The 16,694-nt window shown below is 37.0% G+C and carries 16 protein-coding genes and 1 pseudogene; 2 read left to right on the forward strand and 15 right to left on the reverse strand.

The genetic code is table 11. The features are described from left to right. Positions 1 to 2: 2 nt before the first annotated feature. Positions 3 to 609: pseudogene (locus tag C406_RS19210) on the forward strand (transposase); the annotation flags it as partial. 507 nt (positions 610 to 1,116) lie between these two features. Here C406_RS19210 and C406_RS0102070 read toward each other — a convergent pair. The 4 genes from C406_RS0102070 to C406_RS0102085 all read right to left on the reverse strand — a co-directional run bounded on the left by C406_RS0102070 (position 1,117) and on the right by C406_RS0102085 (position 3,838). After that, positions 1,117 to 2,238, reverse strand: coding sequence for an MBL fold metallo-hydrolase (locus C406_RS0102070; RefSeq protein WP_017378930.1), 1,122 nt, complete (start codon positions 2,236 to 2,238; stop codon positions 1,117 to 1,119). A 96-nt stretch (positions 2,239 to 2,334) separates the two neighbouring features. Beyond that, a complete protein-coding gene (locus C406_RS0102075) occupies positions 2,335 to 2,718 on the reverse strand; it encodes a DUF302 domain-containing protein (protein WP_017378931.1) in 384 nt (127 codons plus the stop codon). An 88-nt stretch (positions 2,719 to 2,806) separates the two neighbouring features. Then, positions 2,807 to 3,352: a multicopper oxidase domain-containing protein gene (locus C406_RS21205; protein WP_081503714.1), complete on the reverse strand. Its 546-nt coding sequence runs from the start codon at positions 3,350 to 3,352 to the stop codon at positions 2,807 to 2,809. A 54-nt stretch (positions 3,353 to 3,406) separates the two neighbouring features. Next, positions 3,407 to 3,838, reverse strand: coding sequence for a DUF1541 domain-containing protein (locus tag C406_RS0102085; protein WP_017378933.1), 432 nt, complete (start codon positions 3,836 to 3,838; stop codon positions 3,407 to 3,409). A 100-nt stretch (positions 3,839 to 3,938) separates the two neighbouring features. Here C406_RS0102085 and C406_RS0102090 point away from each other — a divergent pair, with 100 nt between their 5' ends. Then, positions 3,939 to 5,237, forward strand: a complete 1,299-nt coding sequence (locus C406_RS0102090) for an APC family permease (RefSeq protein ID WP_017378934.1) — start codon at positions 3,939 to 3,941, stop codon at positions 5,235 to 5,237. A gap of 124 nt (positions 5,238 to 5,361) precedes the next feature. Here C406_RS0102090 and C406_RS20430 read toward each other — a convergent pair whose 3' ends face one another. From C406_RS20430 to C406_RS0102155, 11 genes are all read right to left on the reverse strand, one after another. Next, positions 5,362 to 5,589, reverse strand: coding sequence for a hypothetical protein (locus C406_RS20430; RefSeq protein ID WP_155966679.1), 228 nt, complete (start codon positions 5,587 to 5,589; stop codon positions 5,362 to 5,364). Positions 5,590 to 5,796: 207 nt separating this feature from the next. Then, entirely contained in the window at positions 5,797 to 6,180 is a 384-nt protein-coding gene (locus C406_RS19825) for a YolD-like family protein (RefSeq protein ID WP_017378935.1), read from the reverse strand. Continuing rightward, entirely contained in the window at positions 6,177 to 6,398 is a 222-nt protein-coding gene (locus C406_RS0102100) for a hypothetical protein (protein ID WP_017378936.1), read from the reverse strand. Before C406_RS0102100 ends, C406_RS19825 begins: the two co-directional genes overlap by 4 nt. Before the next feature lie 598 nt (positions 6,399 to 6,996). Then, positions 6,997 to 8,136, reverse strand: a complete 1,140-nt coding sequence (locus C406_RS0102105) for a Fic family protein (protein WP_017378937.1) — start codon at positions 8,134 to 8,136, stop codon at positions 6,997 to 6,999. Positions 8,137 to 9,589: 1,453 nt separating this feature from the next. After that, positions 9,590 to 10,696 carry a GerAB/ArcD/ProY family transporter gene (locus tag C406_RS0102120; RefSeq protein ID WP_017378940.1) on the reverse strand — a complete coding sequence of 369 codons (1,107 nt, stop codon included), beginning with the start codon at positions 10,694 to 10,696 and terminating at the stop codon, positions 9,590 to 9,592. A 217-nt stretch (positions 10,697 to 10,913) separates the two neighbouring features. Further along, the gene (locus C406_RS0102125; protein WP_017378941.1) at positions 10,914 to 12,152 is read right to left on the reverse strand and encodes a Ger(x)C family spore germination protein; all 1,239 of its coding nucleotides are present in this window, start codon (positions 12,150 to 12,152) and stop codon (positions 10,914 to 10,916) included. Beyond that, entirely contained in the window at positions 12,149 to 13,750 is a 1,602-nt protein-coding gene (locus C406_RS0102130; RefSeq protein WP_026045578.1) for a spore germination protein, read from the reverse strand. The genes C406_RS0102125 and C406_RS0102130 overlap by 4 nt, the downstream gene beginning before the upstream one ends. 897 nt (positions 13,751 to 14,647) lie before the next feature. After that, entirely contained in the window at positions 14,648 to 14,890 is a 243-nt protein-coding gene (locus C406_RS19220) for a hypothetical protein (protein WP_017378944.1), read from the reverse strand. 128 nt (positions 14,891 to 15,018) lie between these two features. Beyond that, entirely contained in the window at positions 15,019 to 16,038 is a 1,020-nt protein-coding gene (gene cobT / locus C406_RS0102145; RefSeq protein WP_017378945.1) for a nicotinate-nucleotide--dimethylbenzimidazole phosphoribosyltransferase, read from the reverse strand. Between the two features lie 169 nt (positions 16,039 to 16,207). Continuing rightward, entirely contained in the window at positions 16,208 to 16,360 is a 153-nt protein-coding gene (locus C406_RS20435; protein ID WP_017378946.1) for a hypothetical protein, read from the reverse strand. A 119-nt stretch (positions 16,361 to 16,479) separates the two neighbouring features. Next, the gene (locus C406_RS0102155; protein WP_017378947.1) at positions 16,480 to 16,692 is read right to left on the reverse strand and encodes a DUF3006 domain-containing protein; all 213 of its coding nucleotides are present in this window, start codon (positions 16,690 to 16,692) and stop codon (positions 16,480 to 16,482) included. Positions 16,693 to 16,694 lie beyond the last annotated feature (2 nt).

Raw genomic sequence — 16,694 nt, forward strand, 5'->3', positions numbered from 1 at the left:
AATTAGCCTTGCGTGTTGCAGAGTTCTGTCCTAGTCGTTCTAGTCAATGGGCAAGAGAAAAGGCAAAAAAAATAATGGATTCCGCAACGCGAAATCCATTTCAAAAAGTTGTGTATCAAAGTCACTTAATCAATCTTCAAATGTATATTGAGATGCTTTTTCAGTACAAAGGACACCTTTTTAGGGAACCGTATTGTGACCTTGGCAAGTGAACTAGAAGACTACGAGATTGTCCGATCGGTTCCGGGGATAGGAGAAAAAATCGCTGCAACGATTATCTCTGAAATTGGGGAAATAGATCGGTTTAGTCATCCGAAAAAACTGGTTGCCTTTGCAGGAGTAGATCCCAGAGTTTACTCATCAGGAAAATTCACTGCCACAACCAATCGTATTACCAAAAGAGGTTCAAGCAGATTACGGCATGCCCTGTATCTAGCAGTATTATGCGGAATAAGAAGTTCCAGGAACAAAAAGCTTAAAGAATTTTACGATAAGAAAAAATCAGAAGGAAAGCCTGCCAAAGTAGCGATTGTAGCCTGTATAAATAAACTACTTCATTGGATTTATGCATTATTAAACAGAAAAGAATCTTTCCTTGATCTAGCTTAGTTAACGGTTTTAATTAAAAAAGAGAAAAGCTTCCAAAAGTTTTTTGGAGGGCTGTTTGGCATGTTCAAAATAGTATAACATAGGGTTAATTAGAATTTTAGAGAAAAATATTGACATCCTATTAGCTGGTTTACTTAAAGATTCGGATTCCGAAAATAAAAAACTTTAATGAGCCTTACTACATAGTCTAATGTAGTAAGGCTCTAGTAGTATTAGAAGAAAATTAAATGACTGACTATATCTACAAATGGAAATCTAATGTGTGAAATGAGTTTCTTCTATTATATAAGTAGCTAGAATAATTCTTCATACTCTCTGACTAGTTTATAAAAAGTTGTCTTTTTTTGACTTGTCCTCCTATTCGATTTAGGCGGTTTTTGACACGATTATCGTATTGCCACTATTAATTTCTCCTATTATTTAAAATGGGATTATCCTTCTCTTACTCCTTGTTATACACATCGGAGTCTGATCAAAGATAAGATAATCTCATTATTTGATTTAAACTTAAACAGCACAGTTATTCGGACCAGTCTCCATCTCTTGCAGCTCTTGTTTACCTGGACTTAGTTTGCCCATATTGGTTTTGCGAATTTCTTCATATGCATTTGGCTGTTCCTTCAACCCCTCAGTGACTTGCTTAATGAATTTTTCTTCATTTTCAATTTCTAAACCTCTGTTATTCTTATAAAGGATACCCAACTTCTCGAAAATACTTCCATTATCATTAAATTCACTTACTTGTGCGTAATGACCTGGTAACACAATTAAATCATTTGCTAGTTTCTGATAACGCATAGTAAGCGTTTCATATAAATCATTGGCCCAGTCCTTAGCTTTTCCAGCCAAATCCGGACGTCCAATTGATTCTATAAATAAAATATCACCCGTCAACAAATACTGGTCATCAACAAGAAATGATGTACTTCCAATTGTATGTCCTGGTGAGTAAACAGCTTCGAGAGTTGTACTCCCTATCACAAGTTTTTTGCCATCTTTAATGGGTTCGTACTCAAAAACGACTTCTTCCGCATCTTCAGAAGGCAAGTAGTAAGTCGCCCCTGTTTGTTGTGCAAGCTTTCGGCCTCCTGATACATGGTCCGCATGCAAATGTGTGTCCAATACATGTACGATCTTCAAGTTACGCTGCTGAGCAAACTGTTCGTACGTCTCAGTCATACGACTAGCATCCACAACAATCGCTTCCCCATTTGATTCAATCAAATACGAAAGACAACCTTTGCCCAGGCGTACGAATTGAAAAATAGATCCGCCATCTTTAAGTTCTCCAATTTTCACTGGCTCAAGCTGCTCGCTCCACGCTTCCATTCCACCTTCAATGGAATAAACGTTAGTAAATCCTTTTTCCATTAAGAACTTTGCTGCTTTTTGCGAGGTATTTCCTTTTGCACAAACCGCGTAAAAATACTCGTCTTTGGGCAATTCCTTGAGAAGGGAATCGCCGCCTTCTTTCAATTGATCAAGTGGAATATTAATAAATTCAACGTTTCGTCCTTCAATCCTCCATTCTTCGACGGATTTCTTATCTCTTACATCCAATACGTATACTTTTTCTTGATCAATCACCTTATCAGCCAATTCCTTCGCTAAGGATAAATTTACAGTCATTTTATTTCCTCCTGTATTAACATAGTATTATTACCCATGTGGGTATATTAATAAATAAAAAAATAGAGCGGAAAAATTAGTGCTTATGGTTTGGATCTATATAGCCTTATTAATAGATGAAATAAGTCGTTTCTCAATATCTTCTGCAATCATCTTGATTTTGTCGTCATGCAATATTTCCATTAATGAGGTGGGTTTAGGCATGCCGATTTTTGTCGTTCCATCTTCCTCAAAGACAACAATTTTACATGGCAGAAAATAACCAACGAGCAAATTCTCAGAAAGTACACGCTGTGCTTCCATTGGATTACAAACTTCTAGTACCGTATATGGTGTGTTGAAATCTACACCTTTTTCCTTTAGCTTTGCAGTTAAATCAAAATTCCATAAAATGCCGAATTTTTCTTCCTTCAAACTTTCTTCAAGTGCACGAACAGCTTCGTCTTTGCTTTTGGTTGTTTCAACAATATAATCAAACATTTTTATATCCATCTCCTTCTTGGTTAAATTACTCTACTTTATTATGATTCCCTATCAACTCGGAATAAAACTATACTTTCTAAAATCACTACTTAATAAACCATGGATAAGCAATCGAATCTCGTGAATTCGTTCTTTCTTCTATCCTTTTACCATCATAAAATAAAAAAGTCTTCATCCCTTTAGTTGCATTAGCGATATCGTGACTTTCAATAATAACTCCATTAGAATTATCCACCACGAACTCAACATCATATCTTTCTCCAGCGCCAACAGTGAGAACTTGATTCTCAATTGTTTGTGAATTATTAATTGATTGTCCGTCAGTACTAACTACTTTGTAGGAAACATCGTGAAAATGTATTTTATGTTTCATAAACCCTTCATTAATTAATCGCATCCTTACTTCATCTCCTCGACTAATCTTTATTAGATAAAAAATGTGATTAAATATCAAATCTTCTTTACTTAAAATTTTACAGTACAATTTTAAAGGAACTATGGAGTTATACTGGAGATTTAAAGGATTTTGGTTTTTGATATACTGTTCACTGAGGCAAAATTGTCGGACTTTCTTTTTATTTAAGCACAAAAATTTATATTCTCCCAAACCAAAAACAGCTTGAAGAATCATCTAGACATCGACTTTTTCTGCAAGCTGTTTTAGTTACATAGATCTCTAATAAATTTACTCTACTTCAGCCAGATCATTTTCTGTTACCCATTTGTGATTAGTAACTTCTTCTCCGTTTTCCGTTGAAGTAAAATCGATCATATAAACGGTCGTCTCTTCAGCTGAATCAATTTCAGCAGTCACACCCTTCATTCCTTCCATATGAGAGGCCACTACAGTGACTTCATCGCCCACCTGGTACGATTCTTTCTGTGCATCAGTAATCTCTTCATGAATAATCCACTTATGGTCTTCTACTCTTTCTCCGCCATTTGATGGATCATAAGAAATGCTATAGGCAGTGGTATCGTAAGCACCTACAATGGTTGCCTCAGCACCCTCCATTCCTTCCATATGTGATGCAGTTATAATTGCTGAGCTCGCAACTTCAAACATTGGGTCCCCAGCTTCTTCTAACCCTTCAGGTACCTCACCAGAACCAGACACCCTAGAAAATTTATAAACCCCCTAATCTGCACACTATTTGCATATTTCAGTGGTATACACATGTTGTGATGTAAAAAAAAAATTGCGAGGTGCATTTTCCATGTCGGGATCAGATTACAAAAAAGATAGTATTTCTCTTACTGGAGCAGTCGGATTAGGTACAGGAGTCATGATCAGCGCAGGGATTTTCGCGTTGCTTGGGCAAGTAGCCGAGATGGCAGGTTCATGGTTTCCATTTATTTTCATTGTAGGTGGAATTCTAACAGCCTTTAGTGCCTACTCCTATGTAAAATTAAGCAATGAGTTCCCTTCAGCTGGAGGAATCGGTATGTTTTTAGTGAAGGCCTATGGAAAAGGAACACTAACTGCTTCTGCAGCACTTTTAATGGCTTTTTCCATGGTAATTAATCAAAGTCTAGTAGCAAGAACATTCGGAACCTATACACTTCAACTCTTTGATGGTGAACAAAGTAGTTATTGGATTCCTTTACTTGGAGTTGCCTTACTTACTGTTGCCTTTTTAGTAAATATTTCAGGAAACAGCTTTATTCAAACCTTCACCTCAATTGCTTCTCTTTTAAAGATTGTTGGATTATCAATCTTCGCTATTGCTGGATTATGGGTTTCAGGGTTTTCATTTACACCTGCAGAGGGTGGACAAAACCTGTCAGATCCTTCTACCGCAAGCTATATAGCAGCCGTTGCACTTACGATTCTTGCATTTAAAGGATTTACCACCATTACAAATAGTGGATCGGAAATTGTTAAACCAAAAAAAAATGTTGGACGAGCCATCATGATTTCAATTTCCATCAGTTTACTTGTTTATTTACTGCTCGCCTGGGCTGTTTCAAGTAATTTATCTCTATCTGAAATTATTAACGCAAAGGACTACGCTCTTGCTGAAGCTGCAAAGCCTGCCTTCGGAAGTTATGGTCTGTGGTTTACTGTAGCGATCGCGATTCTAGCAACGATCTCAGGGATCATTGCTAGTGTTTTCGCCGTGTCGCGAATGCTTGCTATGTTGACGGATATGAAACTCATTCCTCATAAGCACTTTGGAATGCCAGGAAGCATTCAAAAACACACGCTCGTTTATACAATTGTGATTGCTATGGCGCTTACTATCTTTTTTGACTTAAGTAGAATTGCTTCTATGGGTGCAATTCTCTACTTGGTGATGGACATGATTGTTCATTGGGGAGTTCTTAAGCATCTGCGAGAAAAAATAGGGGCAAATTCATTTATTGTAATGACTGCTCTCGTGTTCGATGCCATTGTTCTTGGAGCATTTGTATGGGTTAAAGCTACTTCTGATTTGCTAGTAGTTGGTGTATCCATTTTATTTATCATCATTATTTTTGTAGGAGAGCGTTTTTTCCTAAATCGTACGGCTTAAATCTAAAAATGTTCGATTCAGATAGATTAGCCAACTAAGAATTAACTAGGTTAGAACACCCTGGATAACCGAATCAGGGTGTTCTAGCCATTTATAATATTTTTAATTCATATAGATAATCCCTTCAATCCCCTGGTTGAACTGAGCCCCATTTAATGGACAGTTTAATAAAATATTTTTTAATTCCCATTGCTTTCGAGTGTCGTTGTAATTGGCAATGTACGTATTGACCCGTTCCTTCAGCTCTACGAGATAAGGCGTGGGAAACGAGCTCCATTTTCAAGCAAGTGGAAAGTTCATGGGCTGCAATATATAAACGACTCTTATTTTCCCATGCATTATGTTGAGACATGTATATGAGACGCTATGAAGCTTTAAATTGTGGGTGAACAGTACATTCTCAATAGAGTTTACCCTATTGAGACAAACCTCATAAACCTTGATATGACTGAATTTCTTCTCTTAACGTTGTAAATTGTCAAAATCCTGAAGCTACCCCTATTAAGAGTTAAACTACAAAAAATAAGCCCTCCCACAAATCGTGGTTGGGCTTTTTATTCTATCCTTCAAGTTGTATCCCTACTACGTCATCAAAACTATAACGTAACGTGTTAAAGGAATCCTCTACTTCTATATAACGTTTTACCAAATTCACATCTTCAATTGTACCTCTAAGCTTTTTAAACTCACCGTCCGCCCACAGCTTGATCGTGACCTGACTTTTAATAGTGATAGCTCGCTGTACTTCATCCTGGATATAATCCAAGTCATATTGATCCAATTGGGGACGATCAACCTTTCCGTAGTTTGCTTCATCTTTTCTGAGATCAATAGTATGTTCCGGCAGCATCATCGCTGTCCACTTTTTAGTACCTCGATCTTTTAATTTAGCTGACTTGTAATTTTCTGCAAAACGTCTTTCGAATTCCTCTTTGCTCATCATACAACCGTTCTCTCCATCTTAATCAAAGGGATTAATGCCAAGACACTATCGATTTTGAATGTGCGTTTGGTATTGCGAAGGAAACAATACGCTTGGAACGATTCACCATCCACTTTTATGACCTTTATATTACGCTCACTAATTTGCCTGTCTTTCGCCATATACATCATATTTACAATTTGCCCATTTTGCATAGCTTTCATGATACTATTCTTCACATTAATCCCTTCAAATAAGAACGTTTGTTCTTAGTATATGAGAACGTGTGTTTTTATTCAATGGTAATTGTGAGGGTAAAAGGTTAATTATTCTTTATTTTAATATGGAATAAAAATTATTAGTGAAGTGCTGGTAATAAGATATTAATTAATGCGAAATAGAGTGCAACGATGAATATAATTCCAACCAGGAATTTGATTTCTTTTTGGATTCTGTAATTTATATACGACAAGATAAACAACAACCTAAGCAGCGACAGTCGATACATTTTGATTTGCTTGGTCTACCTATGCGCCAGATACAGAAAAATTGGCGGTAATAAAGCAGAATAAAATGCTAGTAACTTAATCGTACTGATATCAAGTTTGTTAAGTATCGATAATGAAGACAAACGGTACAAAAAACACCTTCAGCATCAATATGCAGAAAACGTACTTTTTCAAATGGGTTTATGGCACGATATTTTTAATATAGTTTTCAACTTTTTCTTTAATCCAGTAAGGTTTACCCCCAATCATAATTGTCTCCTTCGGCAATCTTCCTGTTTGACGCTTACAAAAAAACCTCCATTCAATTACTTGAATGAAGGTCGGTAGCCTAGTTTAATAAATCTAATACATCATAGTTAAAGTATTCGATATTGCGTTTTTGGCTTGAGTCTTTAAAAATTAAACCTAATTCAGATAGCTCATTTAATACGTTACGAGCTGTTGAAGCTGCAATGTTAAAGTGTTTAGCGACTTGTATAGCTGTTGTATTGGGTTCCCTAAATGTAAATAAATATACGTCCTTTTGGATGGCTCTTTCACATTTCTCAAGACCTTGTGCTGCAATGAATTCTGCACGGTCTATTAAAACTGTCAATTTGTCAGCCATTCGATCCGAAGCATTTAAAAAGAATTTTAACCAGCTATTCCAATCCGGATTCTGTCCTCTAACTCCATTTAACAAGTGATAGTAGCGTGAACGTTGTTTTTCAAGTTCTTCACTTACGAAGAAAATAGGGCTAGATACAAGTTTAGATTGGACCATGTAGAGTGCAATTAAAATACGACCAAGACGACCATTTCCATCTAAAAACGGATGGATAGATTCAAACTGTGCGTGCAAAATAGCCACTTTTAATAGAGGATGACTATCTTCGTCTATCACAATCTCATCTTTATTAAGGTGTGTTGTTGGTAACTTATCTCCGTAAGGATGCTTATTTGCGTAGATTTCCCAATTTGCCATATACGATTCCAATTCATTTGCAGGTATAGGGATATAAACAGCATCTTCAATTTTGTTGCTTGGGCCAATGAAGTTTTGAATTTTACGGAATTCACCTCGAGCGGCGTTTGTACCACGTGCACCTTCCATTAGAAAACTATGAAGGTCTAAAATAAGGCGAGTTGTAATAGGATAGCCAATTTGGATGCGTTCATGTCCAGAGATTAAAGCTTGTTGATAATTAGTAACCTCGATATGCTCCCATTTGGGATTTGTTTTATGAGTCTGTTCAACCATATCTGTAAACGTTACTTGTGTACCTTCAATACGAGTCGATTGAACAGATTCTTTTAATGCAAGTGTGTTGATGAAATCACTTTTTAAAATTGAACGTTTAAATTTCTCATCCAGCCGACCCATTTTTCCTGATACATCGGCTAATTTCATGAATAATTCGTAGGCATCTGCTTGTTTGATAGAGATGGGTAATTTCTTGATTCCTTGTACAGCACTAATCGCGTCCATCCCCTTATTTTAAGATTAAAAATCAATCGAAATACATTTATGTTATTAATATTAACATCTTAAGAGTGAAATATTCAATATTAACTCTTAATTTCAGGTGTTTTTATGATAGTTATTATATTACTTAAAAACAACCCATTGCAATTGAGGAAGGGTGTTTTGTGTGAAACAAAATAAGGGGAAACAAAATAAGTAACTTCCGCAATAATGTGAAGAAGGAACTCTAATTTCTATGGATAAAATCGAGAACTAAATTCGTAAACTAGTACTTAAAGATAAATTGAAGATAAAACACCTTCGCGTCTCCTTTTTTATGAATAGTTGTGTCGTGTTCAGAAAAGGACGATTTTTGTTACAACCTGAGAATGTACATTGCACAGGAATTAGAATGACTTAACAAGAGAACACGCAACAAGTTTTTCAGCGTAGTGTCATTTGAAAAAGTTTTTCGCCCCTTGACTGTGGTCTTGCACTTAAAGTCGGCTCCTGTCTTAGTCGGAAACAGGTGTAGGGCGGAACGCCTAGGAATCTGCGCCTGTTGCCGGCTTAGACAGGTTGGGAATGGGTACGATCCGGAGGACAAAAGCAAAAAATTCAATAAAAAAGGCAGCCATTAGGGCTGCCCTCCATTTTTTCATTTCTTTATGTACTCCCTCTTTCCGGCTCGTTCCCTCGTCAAGAAAAGAACAGGAACTTATGGCATGTAGGCAAAGCCGTACAGTCCGTGGTTATCGCCCTTTTTAGAAGGAAGCGACACGTTAGAGCTACTTGCTAAGCGTGTCTAGCTTAGGTAGCAGCAATCGTGTTACCGGCATTCAAAGTATTTTCACATTTTTAAGAATTTCTCTATTTATTGGAGATTACTCTCTTTCTAAATTCATCTGTAAAAAGACTTCCTAAGTTATAACTATGTATGAAATGACCTTACTTATATAGCCAATAGATTTAGAGTAGATATTCGAAATTAGCATTTGTTCCATTGTAAGGGAACTCTGGTATATCCCGACCTACTCAATCAGCAATCCCAGCAAATACAGATTCACTTAAAGGGTCAGTTTCAATACTGTAATTGTAAATTTTGTCGTCGTATTTGTTGCTTACCGTATCAAGAATAGCTACTGCTCTAAAGGTAAGACCTGCTGGATTAAAATTATACACAAATGGTGCTGCGTTATAAGTAATCCTCTTTTAAAGATATTAGGGTTATTATCCAATATCTTTTGCATTTTCCATTGATCAGTAATCCAAAAAGCAGAACAGCGTAATTAAATTCAGTTGGAACATCAAGCTAGATTTTTTTGAAACGGCAGCATACATATACAATGGTAGAAAAAATGGTATTGGGTATATTCTAAACCGAATAAATCTTGGTGCCAAACAGGTGGTTTCTTAATAGCCATATGGTGAAGACCCAATATTACATAGGTAATTTTGGGTCTTTGGATAATTATTATTAGTTCCATTTCGGTCCATATATTTTTGTTTTAACCTTGGTAACGACTAAAAGTAATAACGGTAGAATGAGCCCAAACATGAGACTGTAAGGTGTCCAAATGTCTGAAATAAATGTGTGATAATAGCTTATATTGGGAGATATAACTAGAGATAGAATTACTAAGATCAGTCCCAGAGGGAGTGTAAGTGGACGATAATCACTAATTTGAATCGTTTGTGCAAGAACTAATACGGAAACATAATAACAAATCGAGAGTTTTAAAAAAATGATTAAAAACCATATTCCTGTCAAAATTAATTCCATTCGCTGGATGAAATCAGCAATATTTATTTTCTCAGCCATTGAAAAGGTGGAATAAATTTCATTGGCTGTAGATTCGGCTCCCAATATGGAAACGGAAAGAAATGTAATCAAAACTAAAATGATTCCCCCGATTAAAGTTCCAGTTATAAATGCTTTTCCAGCTTCTCTTGTCCGATTTACATAGGGAAAAATCATTAAAAGCAAAACTAGTTCGAGAAAGGGAAAGCCAATCTGAAAAAAAGTAGCGCCCAGTATAGGCTTTATCCCTTTTGCAAGAATAGGCTGGATTTTTTGAATCTCAATTTCAGGAACAAGAAATAAAAAGAAGATAAGAAAAAGGAATAACACCCAGGGAAAGAAAAGTTCTGACGTGCGTGCTATGTTTTCAAGCCCATAACGTACCCCTATAATAACAACACTTATAAAAAGAATAAGTATCGATTCAATTGGTGTTTCGGGCAGGATTAGTGTTACCACGAAATCACCAATTTCTCGGAGCGTAAGGGCAGTAAGTAGAAGTGCATAAATAAAAACTAAAACAGAAGTGATTTTGCCTAACCATTTTCCTAAGATTTTCTGACTATACTCTACCAAAGACATATTCGGAAAAAGACTGCCTAATGTTTTATATATCCATACCAATATAAGAGCTATACACACACTAATTATTGAGGCAATCCAGGCATCTTGCTTTGCTTTCTCGGCAAGAAAGGGGGGTAAAAGAAGAACGGAACTGCCTATCGTATATAGGATGACTAATTTCATGAATTGTTTCGCTTCAATTTTACCGTTCTCTACCATGGATATCACCTTTTCATTTTAATAATTTAGAAATCACTTGCGTAATAGGTTGGAAAACTACATTAATAGCATCCAATGGATTAGGGTATAATTCCGGGAAATGCCTAACATCACGGCCAAGAATAGCAAAACTGGAAATGTGAATTCCTTTCTTTGTTTTCGGTTCAAAAGAGAAGGAACCCTACAATGACATCCGTGGCAATGGTCCACACCCGTTTTAATTCTCCATTCTTTCTGAAAGAGATTTTTTTTGTTTAAATACACGTAGAATCTTAGCTTCCATTTCAATATTCACCTGTAAATCCTGAAATACCTTTTCCCAATCACCTTCTATTTTCCCCCAATATTTTGGATTGGTACGATTAATGACGTCGCCAAATCCAAAGATATCAGAATTATACTTTTCCTGTGCTGTTTGTATTGTCGCTGCAATACTCTTTTTTATTTCCTTTTCTGTTAATTTCTCTATTTCATTAATTGTCTCCGTTTTCATTAAGTCGATATCACATTCTACGTCAGTTACAGTACCTTCGAGAGCAATTTTGACATCAATTTTTGGCTGGTCATTCTCCAATTTGAATTTCATATCTGCTTGATTGTGAAACACTTCCACAGTGATGTCGTTTTCCCCTGAAGGACAGGGAAAAACAACAGCTGTGCTTTTGATTTTTCCTTGGGTAAAGTTATATCCTTTGCTTTCTTCTTCATTTAACCATCCTACCAATTTATCTTTTTTAAAAACAGCAATTCCACTATATGCTATTAAAGCAGAGGGTTGAATGGTCTCTAAATCATTCCTAGTCTCCCCTTGTTCTGGATTACCATTCACTTCAATACCTGTGAGTGCGGCTTCCTTTCCATTACTGATGATATCCGCCATTAGTTGATCAATTGTAATGGGTGTAGTTGATCCCCACACGTTTGCAGAGTTCTCAAGAGAACTTATCATTTTAGTAGCTGGAATTGGGTCGATCTTCGTTAAAACTTTAAGGATGTCTGCAACTTCCGTGTCCTTAGTAACAACCACAAAAAAATCCTTTCTAAAATCGTGGTCTCTGTATACATGATCCAGAGCTTCGGTCAGCCCTTCTTTTGCTAGTTCTTCACTGACAATAAGTATCTTTATTTGATTTAAAAAAATTTTCCTTGTACTCTTTTTCGTCATTTTTCGGTTTGCCTCTTGTATAGTATTTCCCGTTTCCTGATACAGAGTAACAGGTGCAAGACTGCCACCCTCTTCCAAAAGCGCACTTGGGTTCACAATTTGATGATAAACTGTAATTTGATCCCCTTTTTTATCCAGTCCCATCGCTAGAGAGAGGGCAATTTCGTTTAATTCGACCCGGTTCCAACAACCGCTAACCATAATCAAGGTGATCATAGAAATCAACATTAAAGCTTTTTTTTGTTTCGTAATAATCCCACCCTTTTCATAAAAACTTAATCTTTCTTTCATTCTTCTGGTTTCTTTGTAGAGGCATTGTCTTCACGGATGATATTTTTTTGACTTATGAAACGAGGTCGTGTGTGCATCCCCCACCAGGGAACACGTAAAATTGCATCTTTTTGATCTTCTTTGACAACAGGACCAAACGGAGACATATACGGCACTCCGAAAGATCGCAATTTGATCATGTGTTGGGTAATGCCAATAAGCCCTACTACAACACCGACTAATCCGAATGAAGCAGCCAGGAGCATCAGACCAAAACGTAGTATTCTAACAGAAAAGCCTAAGTTATATGAGGGTATAGTAAAATTAGCTATCGCTGTAATTGATACTACAATCACCATCGCCGCCGATACCCATCCCGCGTCTACGGCGGCTTGTCCAATTACCAAGGCCCCTACAATCGATACTGCCTGTCCAATGGCTTTTGGCATTCGAACCCCAGCCTCACGTAAAATTTCAAAGGTAATCTCCATAATTAGAGCTTCAATAAATGCAGGAAAAGGAACATTTTCTCGTTGTGCCATTAAACTAATAATAAGTTGGGGTGGGATCATTGAATGATGGAAAGTCGTAATGGCAATAAAGATAGATGGACCCAACAAAGCAATAAACACAGCAAAATAACGCAACACTCGTAGGGCAGTACCAATATCTGCGCGCTGGTAATAATCATCTGCTGCTGTTAAAAATTGGGTGAAGGTGACTGGAACTAAAAGAACAAATGGAGTTCCGTCAATGATAATAGCGCATCTCCCCTCTAACAGTCCCGCTGCAATAACATCTGGTCTTTCTGTATTAAACACCGTTGGAAAAACAGTGTAAGTTTCATCTTGAATCAATTCTTCAATATAAGCACTTTCTAAAATCCCATCAATTTGAATACGTTTAAGCCGTATACGGACCTCCTCTATCATTTTCTCATTCGCAATTCCTTGAATATACATAATGGAGACATCGGTTTGCGTTACCTTTCCGATTTGTAAATTCTCCAACCAAAGGTTAGGATCTTTGATCTTCCGCCGAATCAAAGAGGTATTTGTTCTTATGTTTTCAGTAAATCCTTCTTTCGGACCACGAACAACCGTTTGAGTAGTGGGCTCCTGAACACCCCTATCTTCGGAGCCTTTCAATCCAACCAGAAAACCTTGGGCATGTCCATCTATCAGAATGGCTGTATTTCCTGATAAGATGGAAGTAAGTAGTGTTGCAAAATCTGAAACATCTTTAATATCGCCTACCGTGAGAACGGACTCTTTCAAAAGTCGCAGGATATTTTGGTTGGTGAACCTTGGCGAATCGTGTTTGCTTTCCCAAATATCCTTCATTAAAGATTCCATAATAAAGTGATTCACGGATTTGCTATCCGCCAAACCTTCGGTATAGATTACAGCTGCTGGTATATTAACTTGCTTACCAATCGAAATTTCTCTAATTACTAGATCCGGACTGTTTCCAAAGGATTCTTTGATCTGGCGAATGTTTTCTTGAAGATCCATTTTTAACGATCCTTTTTGTCCTAGATCCCTATTTGAATTGATTAAATTGGTGGAATTTGATTTTACTTTTTTTTGGGTGCGGTTGAATATTTTCAAATATTCCATCTCCCCTAAATGATTGATTTGATTTTTACACAATGTATGAAAGATATGTATTTTCTGAATTATTCATAAAGTGATTTCTGGAAAACGCTCTTAGAACACTCAAAATCAAGTTTTTTTTAATCAGATGAAGTGAATTTTGGGGATGAATTTCTTTTTTTATTCGTTGATCTCTTCGGGAACATAAAAAGGAAGACATCCCCCTGTTCGAGGGTAGGTTTTTTTACCTTACCTTTGTTTAGTTGAGGACTTTCTCAGCCGAAACGAGGGAGTTGTTAATCCGCCATAACGGGACCATAAACTCAATTTGAAGGTCAAATACCGTTTTGTAACGGATCGTTCGACCGGCTATTTTGATGAGTTCCAGGCGCACGGTTTGAATCAGACTTTTGTTCATCGTGTTTTGGGAGTGCATGAAAAAATATCTCCTAAAGATGTATAAGAATATTGATACCTATATAGAATCCCCAAAAATTTTTAAGTTATACTTACTTAAAATTGTCCCAGCATAATAGGGCGTACGGAATTGCCATCACCACCATTGCTCAAATGTGGCTCATTAAAAGACTTGTAAAGACACCAAATGGCATTTTGTAACCGATGGTGAAAATCCTTAAACCTCAATTAATCGTGTATTTTTGGAAGAATATCGTAATCCCCTGTCTACCTGATGAACATTCTGTTTGGCTTTTTCATTTCAACTTATTTAATGCATCATTTCTCATCAATCACGTAAAGGAGAAAGTGGCAAAAACTCGCCTCTTCCTCCTTTTATTTACTTCTCTTTTGTGTTGTGTTTTCTTTGATGAAAATGTTTCTTTTAATACTTTTGTAAACACAAAAAAACCCGAATAGGGGTTTTTAAAGTGTCCACTATTCGGGATTCAGTTCATCTGGCACTTAAGAATTTCCTTTTATATCTTTTTCTTTAGTTTCAAAACAAAGATTTACTGTTCTTATAGTTGAGCGAGTTCTATGTTGTGTGAAAGCCGGTACTTTAAATATTTCACCTGGGAGTAAAGAGATAGTTTGTTCATTTTCTAAATCAATAAATAGTTCCCCTTCAAGCACCATAAAGTTTGCATACTCTGAGATATCAGAAACGGTTTGTAGCAGGTTCAATTTCTCTGGTAGTGAAATCACTTTCTTAACTCCTTTCAGTATTGATTATTAGTTAAATCAACAATGTAGGTAATTAAAAATTATAAACTCATATCTCCTTAAATCTTTTCCAGTGGCAAGACCCGGCTTTTGTCACTTGTTCCTCCTGATTATAATCCTAAATCTTTAAAGGTTGCCATTTCACTAACCATCCGTGATGCAGCTTCGACAAGTGGATAGGCAAGCGCTGCACCCGTCCCTTCTCCAAGGCGTAAATTAAGCTGAAGTAACGGTTTTATTCCTAGATAATCAGTCAAAATCCTATGTCCTTCCTCTACAGATTGATGCGCAATTATCAGATAGGGACGAACAGCGGGATCAAGCTCAGCTGCGACAAGAGCAGCTGTTGAGGAAATAAACCCATCAACCAAGACAGGAATATGTCTTTCAGCCCCTTCAAGAATCACTCCTGCCAAAGCGGCAATTTCAAGCCCTCCTACTTTTGCCAATATCGCTAATGGTGCGGTATGAGCATCAATCCCTCTTTTTTGAATCGCCTTTTCAATAATCGCTATTTTTCTAAGTTTCGCTTCTTGGTCAATTCCTGTTCCAGTGCCAACAACTTCTTCAACGTTTGCACCCGTGATTGCAGCGACTAGGGCACTTGAGGCAGAGGTATTACCAATTCCCATTTCTCCAGCAATTAGAAGACGATGTCCCTCGCTTACTTGTTGACTAGCAAGCTCACGCCCAACTTTAATAGCGGCTAAGGCTTCTTCTTCAGTCATCGCATCTTCTACAAAAAAGTTTCGTGTTCCGAAACGAATCTTATGGTGAGTAATTGGCTGTTCACTTATATCCGCGTTTACACCGATATCTGCTACTATGACCCTTGCGCCTATTTGACGGCCAAAGACATTAATGGCTGCTCCACCTTGAACAAAATTATTAATCATTAATGCTGTTACCTCTTGAGGATAAGCGGATACACCTTCTGCAACAATTCCATGATCAGCGGCTGCGACAATAATTACTGGTTTTTCAACCACAGGTCGAGTTTCTCCAGTAATACCTACAAGCTGTAATGCCAGCTCCTCTATTCTCCCAAGGCTTCCTAATGGCTTCGTCAATTGATCTACATGTGCTTTCGCTTCAGCAATAACTGCTTCATTAAATGGTTGTATTGACATTATTGTTCTCCCTTTCCCTGTGCTGATTGTATGTTCAGTATCTTGTTCTAGAATCCTCATAAGAAGTTATGTTCTGACTGATAGATATCGGAGGATTAAGTGGTGTGCTAAACGCCTGATAATTAATATGGGCTTTTAAAGATGAACTACAAGCTTTTACATTTATGAATTATGATGCTGCCCAATCGTTTCTGAAAAGTCTTCCGAACATGTCTGCACTTGAATTGCTCTTTATGATGAACGCCCAAGAAGATTCAAGTAAATCAGAAGTTGGATATCTTTCATAAACTAATTTCCAAACATTCCTTGCTTGAAAAGTCATTCAACAACTCACTTAGAAAGTCCCCGTCACGTTTAGGGGCTGTTTGCTTTGGATGGACTATGAAAAGTAAGAAACGGAATTAAAAAGGTACCAGGCAAAGGCCTGGTACCTCTCTTCTCTTAATCTTCCCACACGTCTTCCATTAATTGTTCAATCTCTTTCCGTAACTCTTCTGTTTCTTCCCTTTGAATAACTACTTCGCTGTTTGAGATGAGAACGACATCTCCTGGCTTTGCTTCTGTAGGGAATATACTTTTCGGATAATCTTTTGTTATTCCTTCAATTTCCACGACGACAAGATTTCCTTCAAACCGATCAATTATTCCTTTCATAA

It is taken from the genome of Paenisporosarcina sp. TG-14, assembly GCF_000297555.1.
In the GTDB taxonomy this organism is placed as follows: Bacteria; Bacillota; Bacilli; order Bacillales_A; family Planococcaceae; genus Paenisporosarcina; species Paenisporosarcina antarctica.

What these genes read in the sequence shown, in the direction of transcription:
- C406_RS19825 (WP_017378935.1), bottom strand. Translation starts at nt 6,180, where the DNA reads ATGATGAGCAAAGAGGAATTCGAAAGACGTTTTGCAGAAAATTACAAG.
- C406_RS0102075 (WP_017378931.1), bottom strand. Translation starts at nt 2,718, where the DNA reads ATGTTTGATTATATTGTTGAAACAACCAAAAGCAAAGACGAAGCTGTT.
- C406_RS0102130 (WP_026045578.1), bottom strand. Translation starts at nt 13,750, where the DNA reads ATGGAATATTTGAAAATATTCAACCGCACCCAAAAAAAAGTAAAATCA.
- C406_RS20435 (WP_017378946.1), bottom strand. Translation starts at nt 16,360, where the DNA reads ATGACTTTTCAAGCAAGGAATGTTTGGAAATTAGTTTATGAAAGATAT.
- C406_RS21205 (WP_081503714.1), bottom strand. Translation starts at nt 3,352, where the DNA reads ATGATTCTTCAAGCTGTTTTTGGTTTGGGAGAATATAAATTTTTGTGC.
- C406_RS0102125 (WP_017378941.1), bottom strand. Translation starts at nt 12,152, where the DNA reads ATGAAAGAAAGATTAAGTTTTTATGAAAAGGGTGGGATTATTACGAAA.
- C406_RS0102070 (WP_017378930.1), bottom strand. Translation starts at nt 2,238, where the DNA reads ATGACTGTAAATTTATCCTTAGCGAAGGAATTGGCTGATAAGGTGATT.
- C406_RS0102090 (WP_017378934.1), top strand. Translation starts at nt 3,939, where the DNA reads ATGTCGGGATCAGATTACAAAAAAGATAGTATTTCTCTTACTGGAGCA.
- C406_RS0102120 (WP_017378940.1), bottom strand. Translation starts at nt 10,696, where the DNA reads ATGGTAGAGAACGGTAAAATTGAAGCGAAACAATTCATGAAATTAGTC.
- C406_RS0102155 (WP_017378947.1), bottom strand. Translation starts at nt 16,692, where the DNA reads ATGAAAGGAATAATTGATCGGTTTGAAGGAAATCTTGTCGTCGTGGAA.
- cobT (WP_017378945.1), bottom strand. Translation starts at nt 16,038, where the DNA reads ATGTCAATACAACCATTTAATGAAGCAGTTATTGCTGAAGCGAAAGCA.
- C406_RS0102105 (WP_017378937.1), bottom strand. Translation starts at nt 8,136, where the DNA reads ATGGACGCGATTAGTGCTGTACAAGGAATCAAGAAATTACCCATCTCT.
- C406_RS20430 (WP_155966679.1), bottom strand. Translation starts at nt 5,589, where the DNA reads ATGTCTCAACATAATGCATGGGAAAATAAGAGTCGTTTATATATTGCA.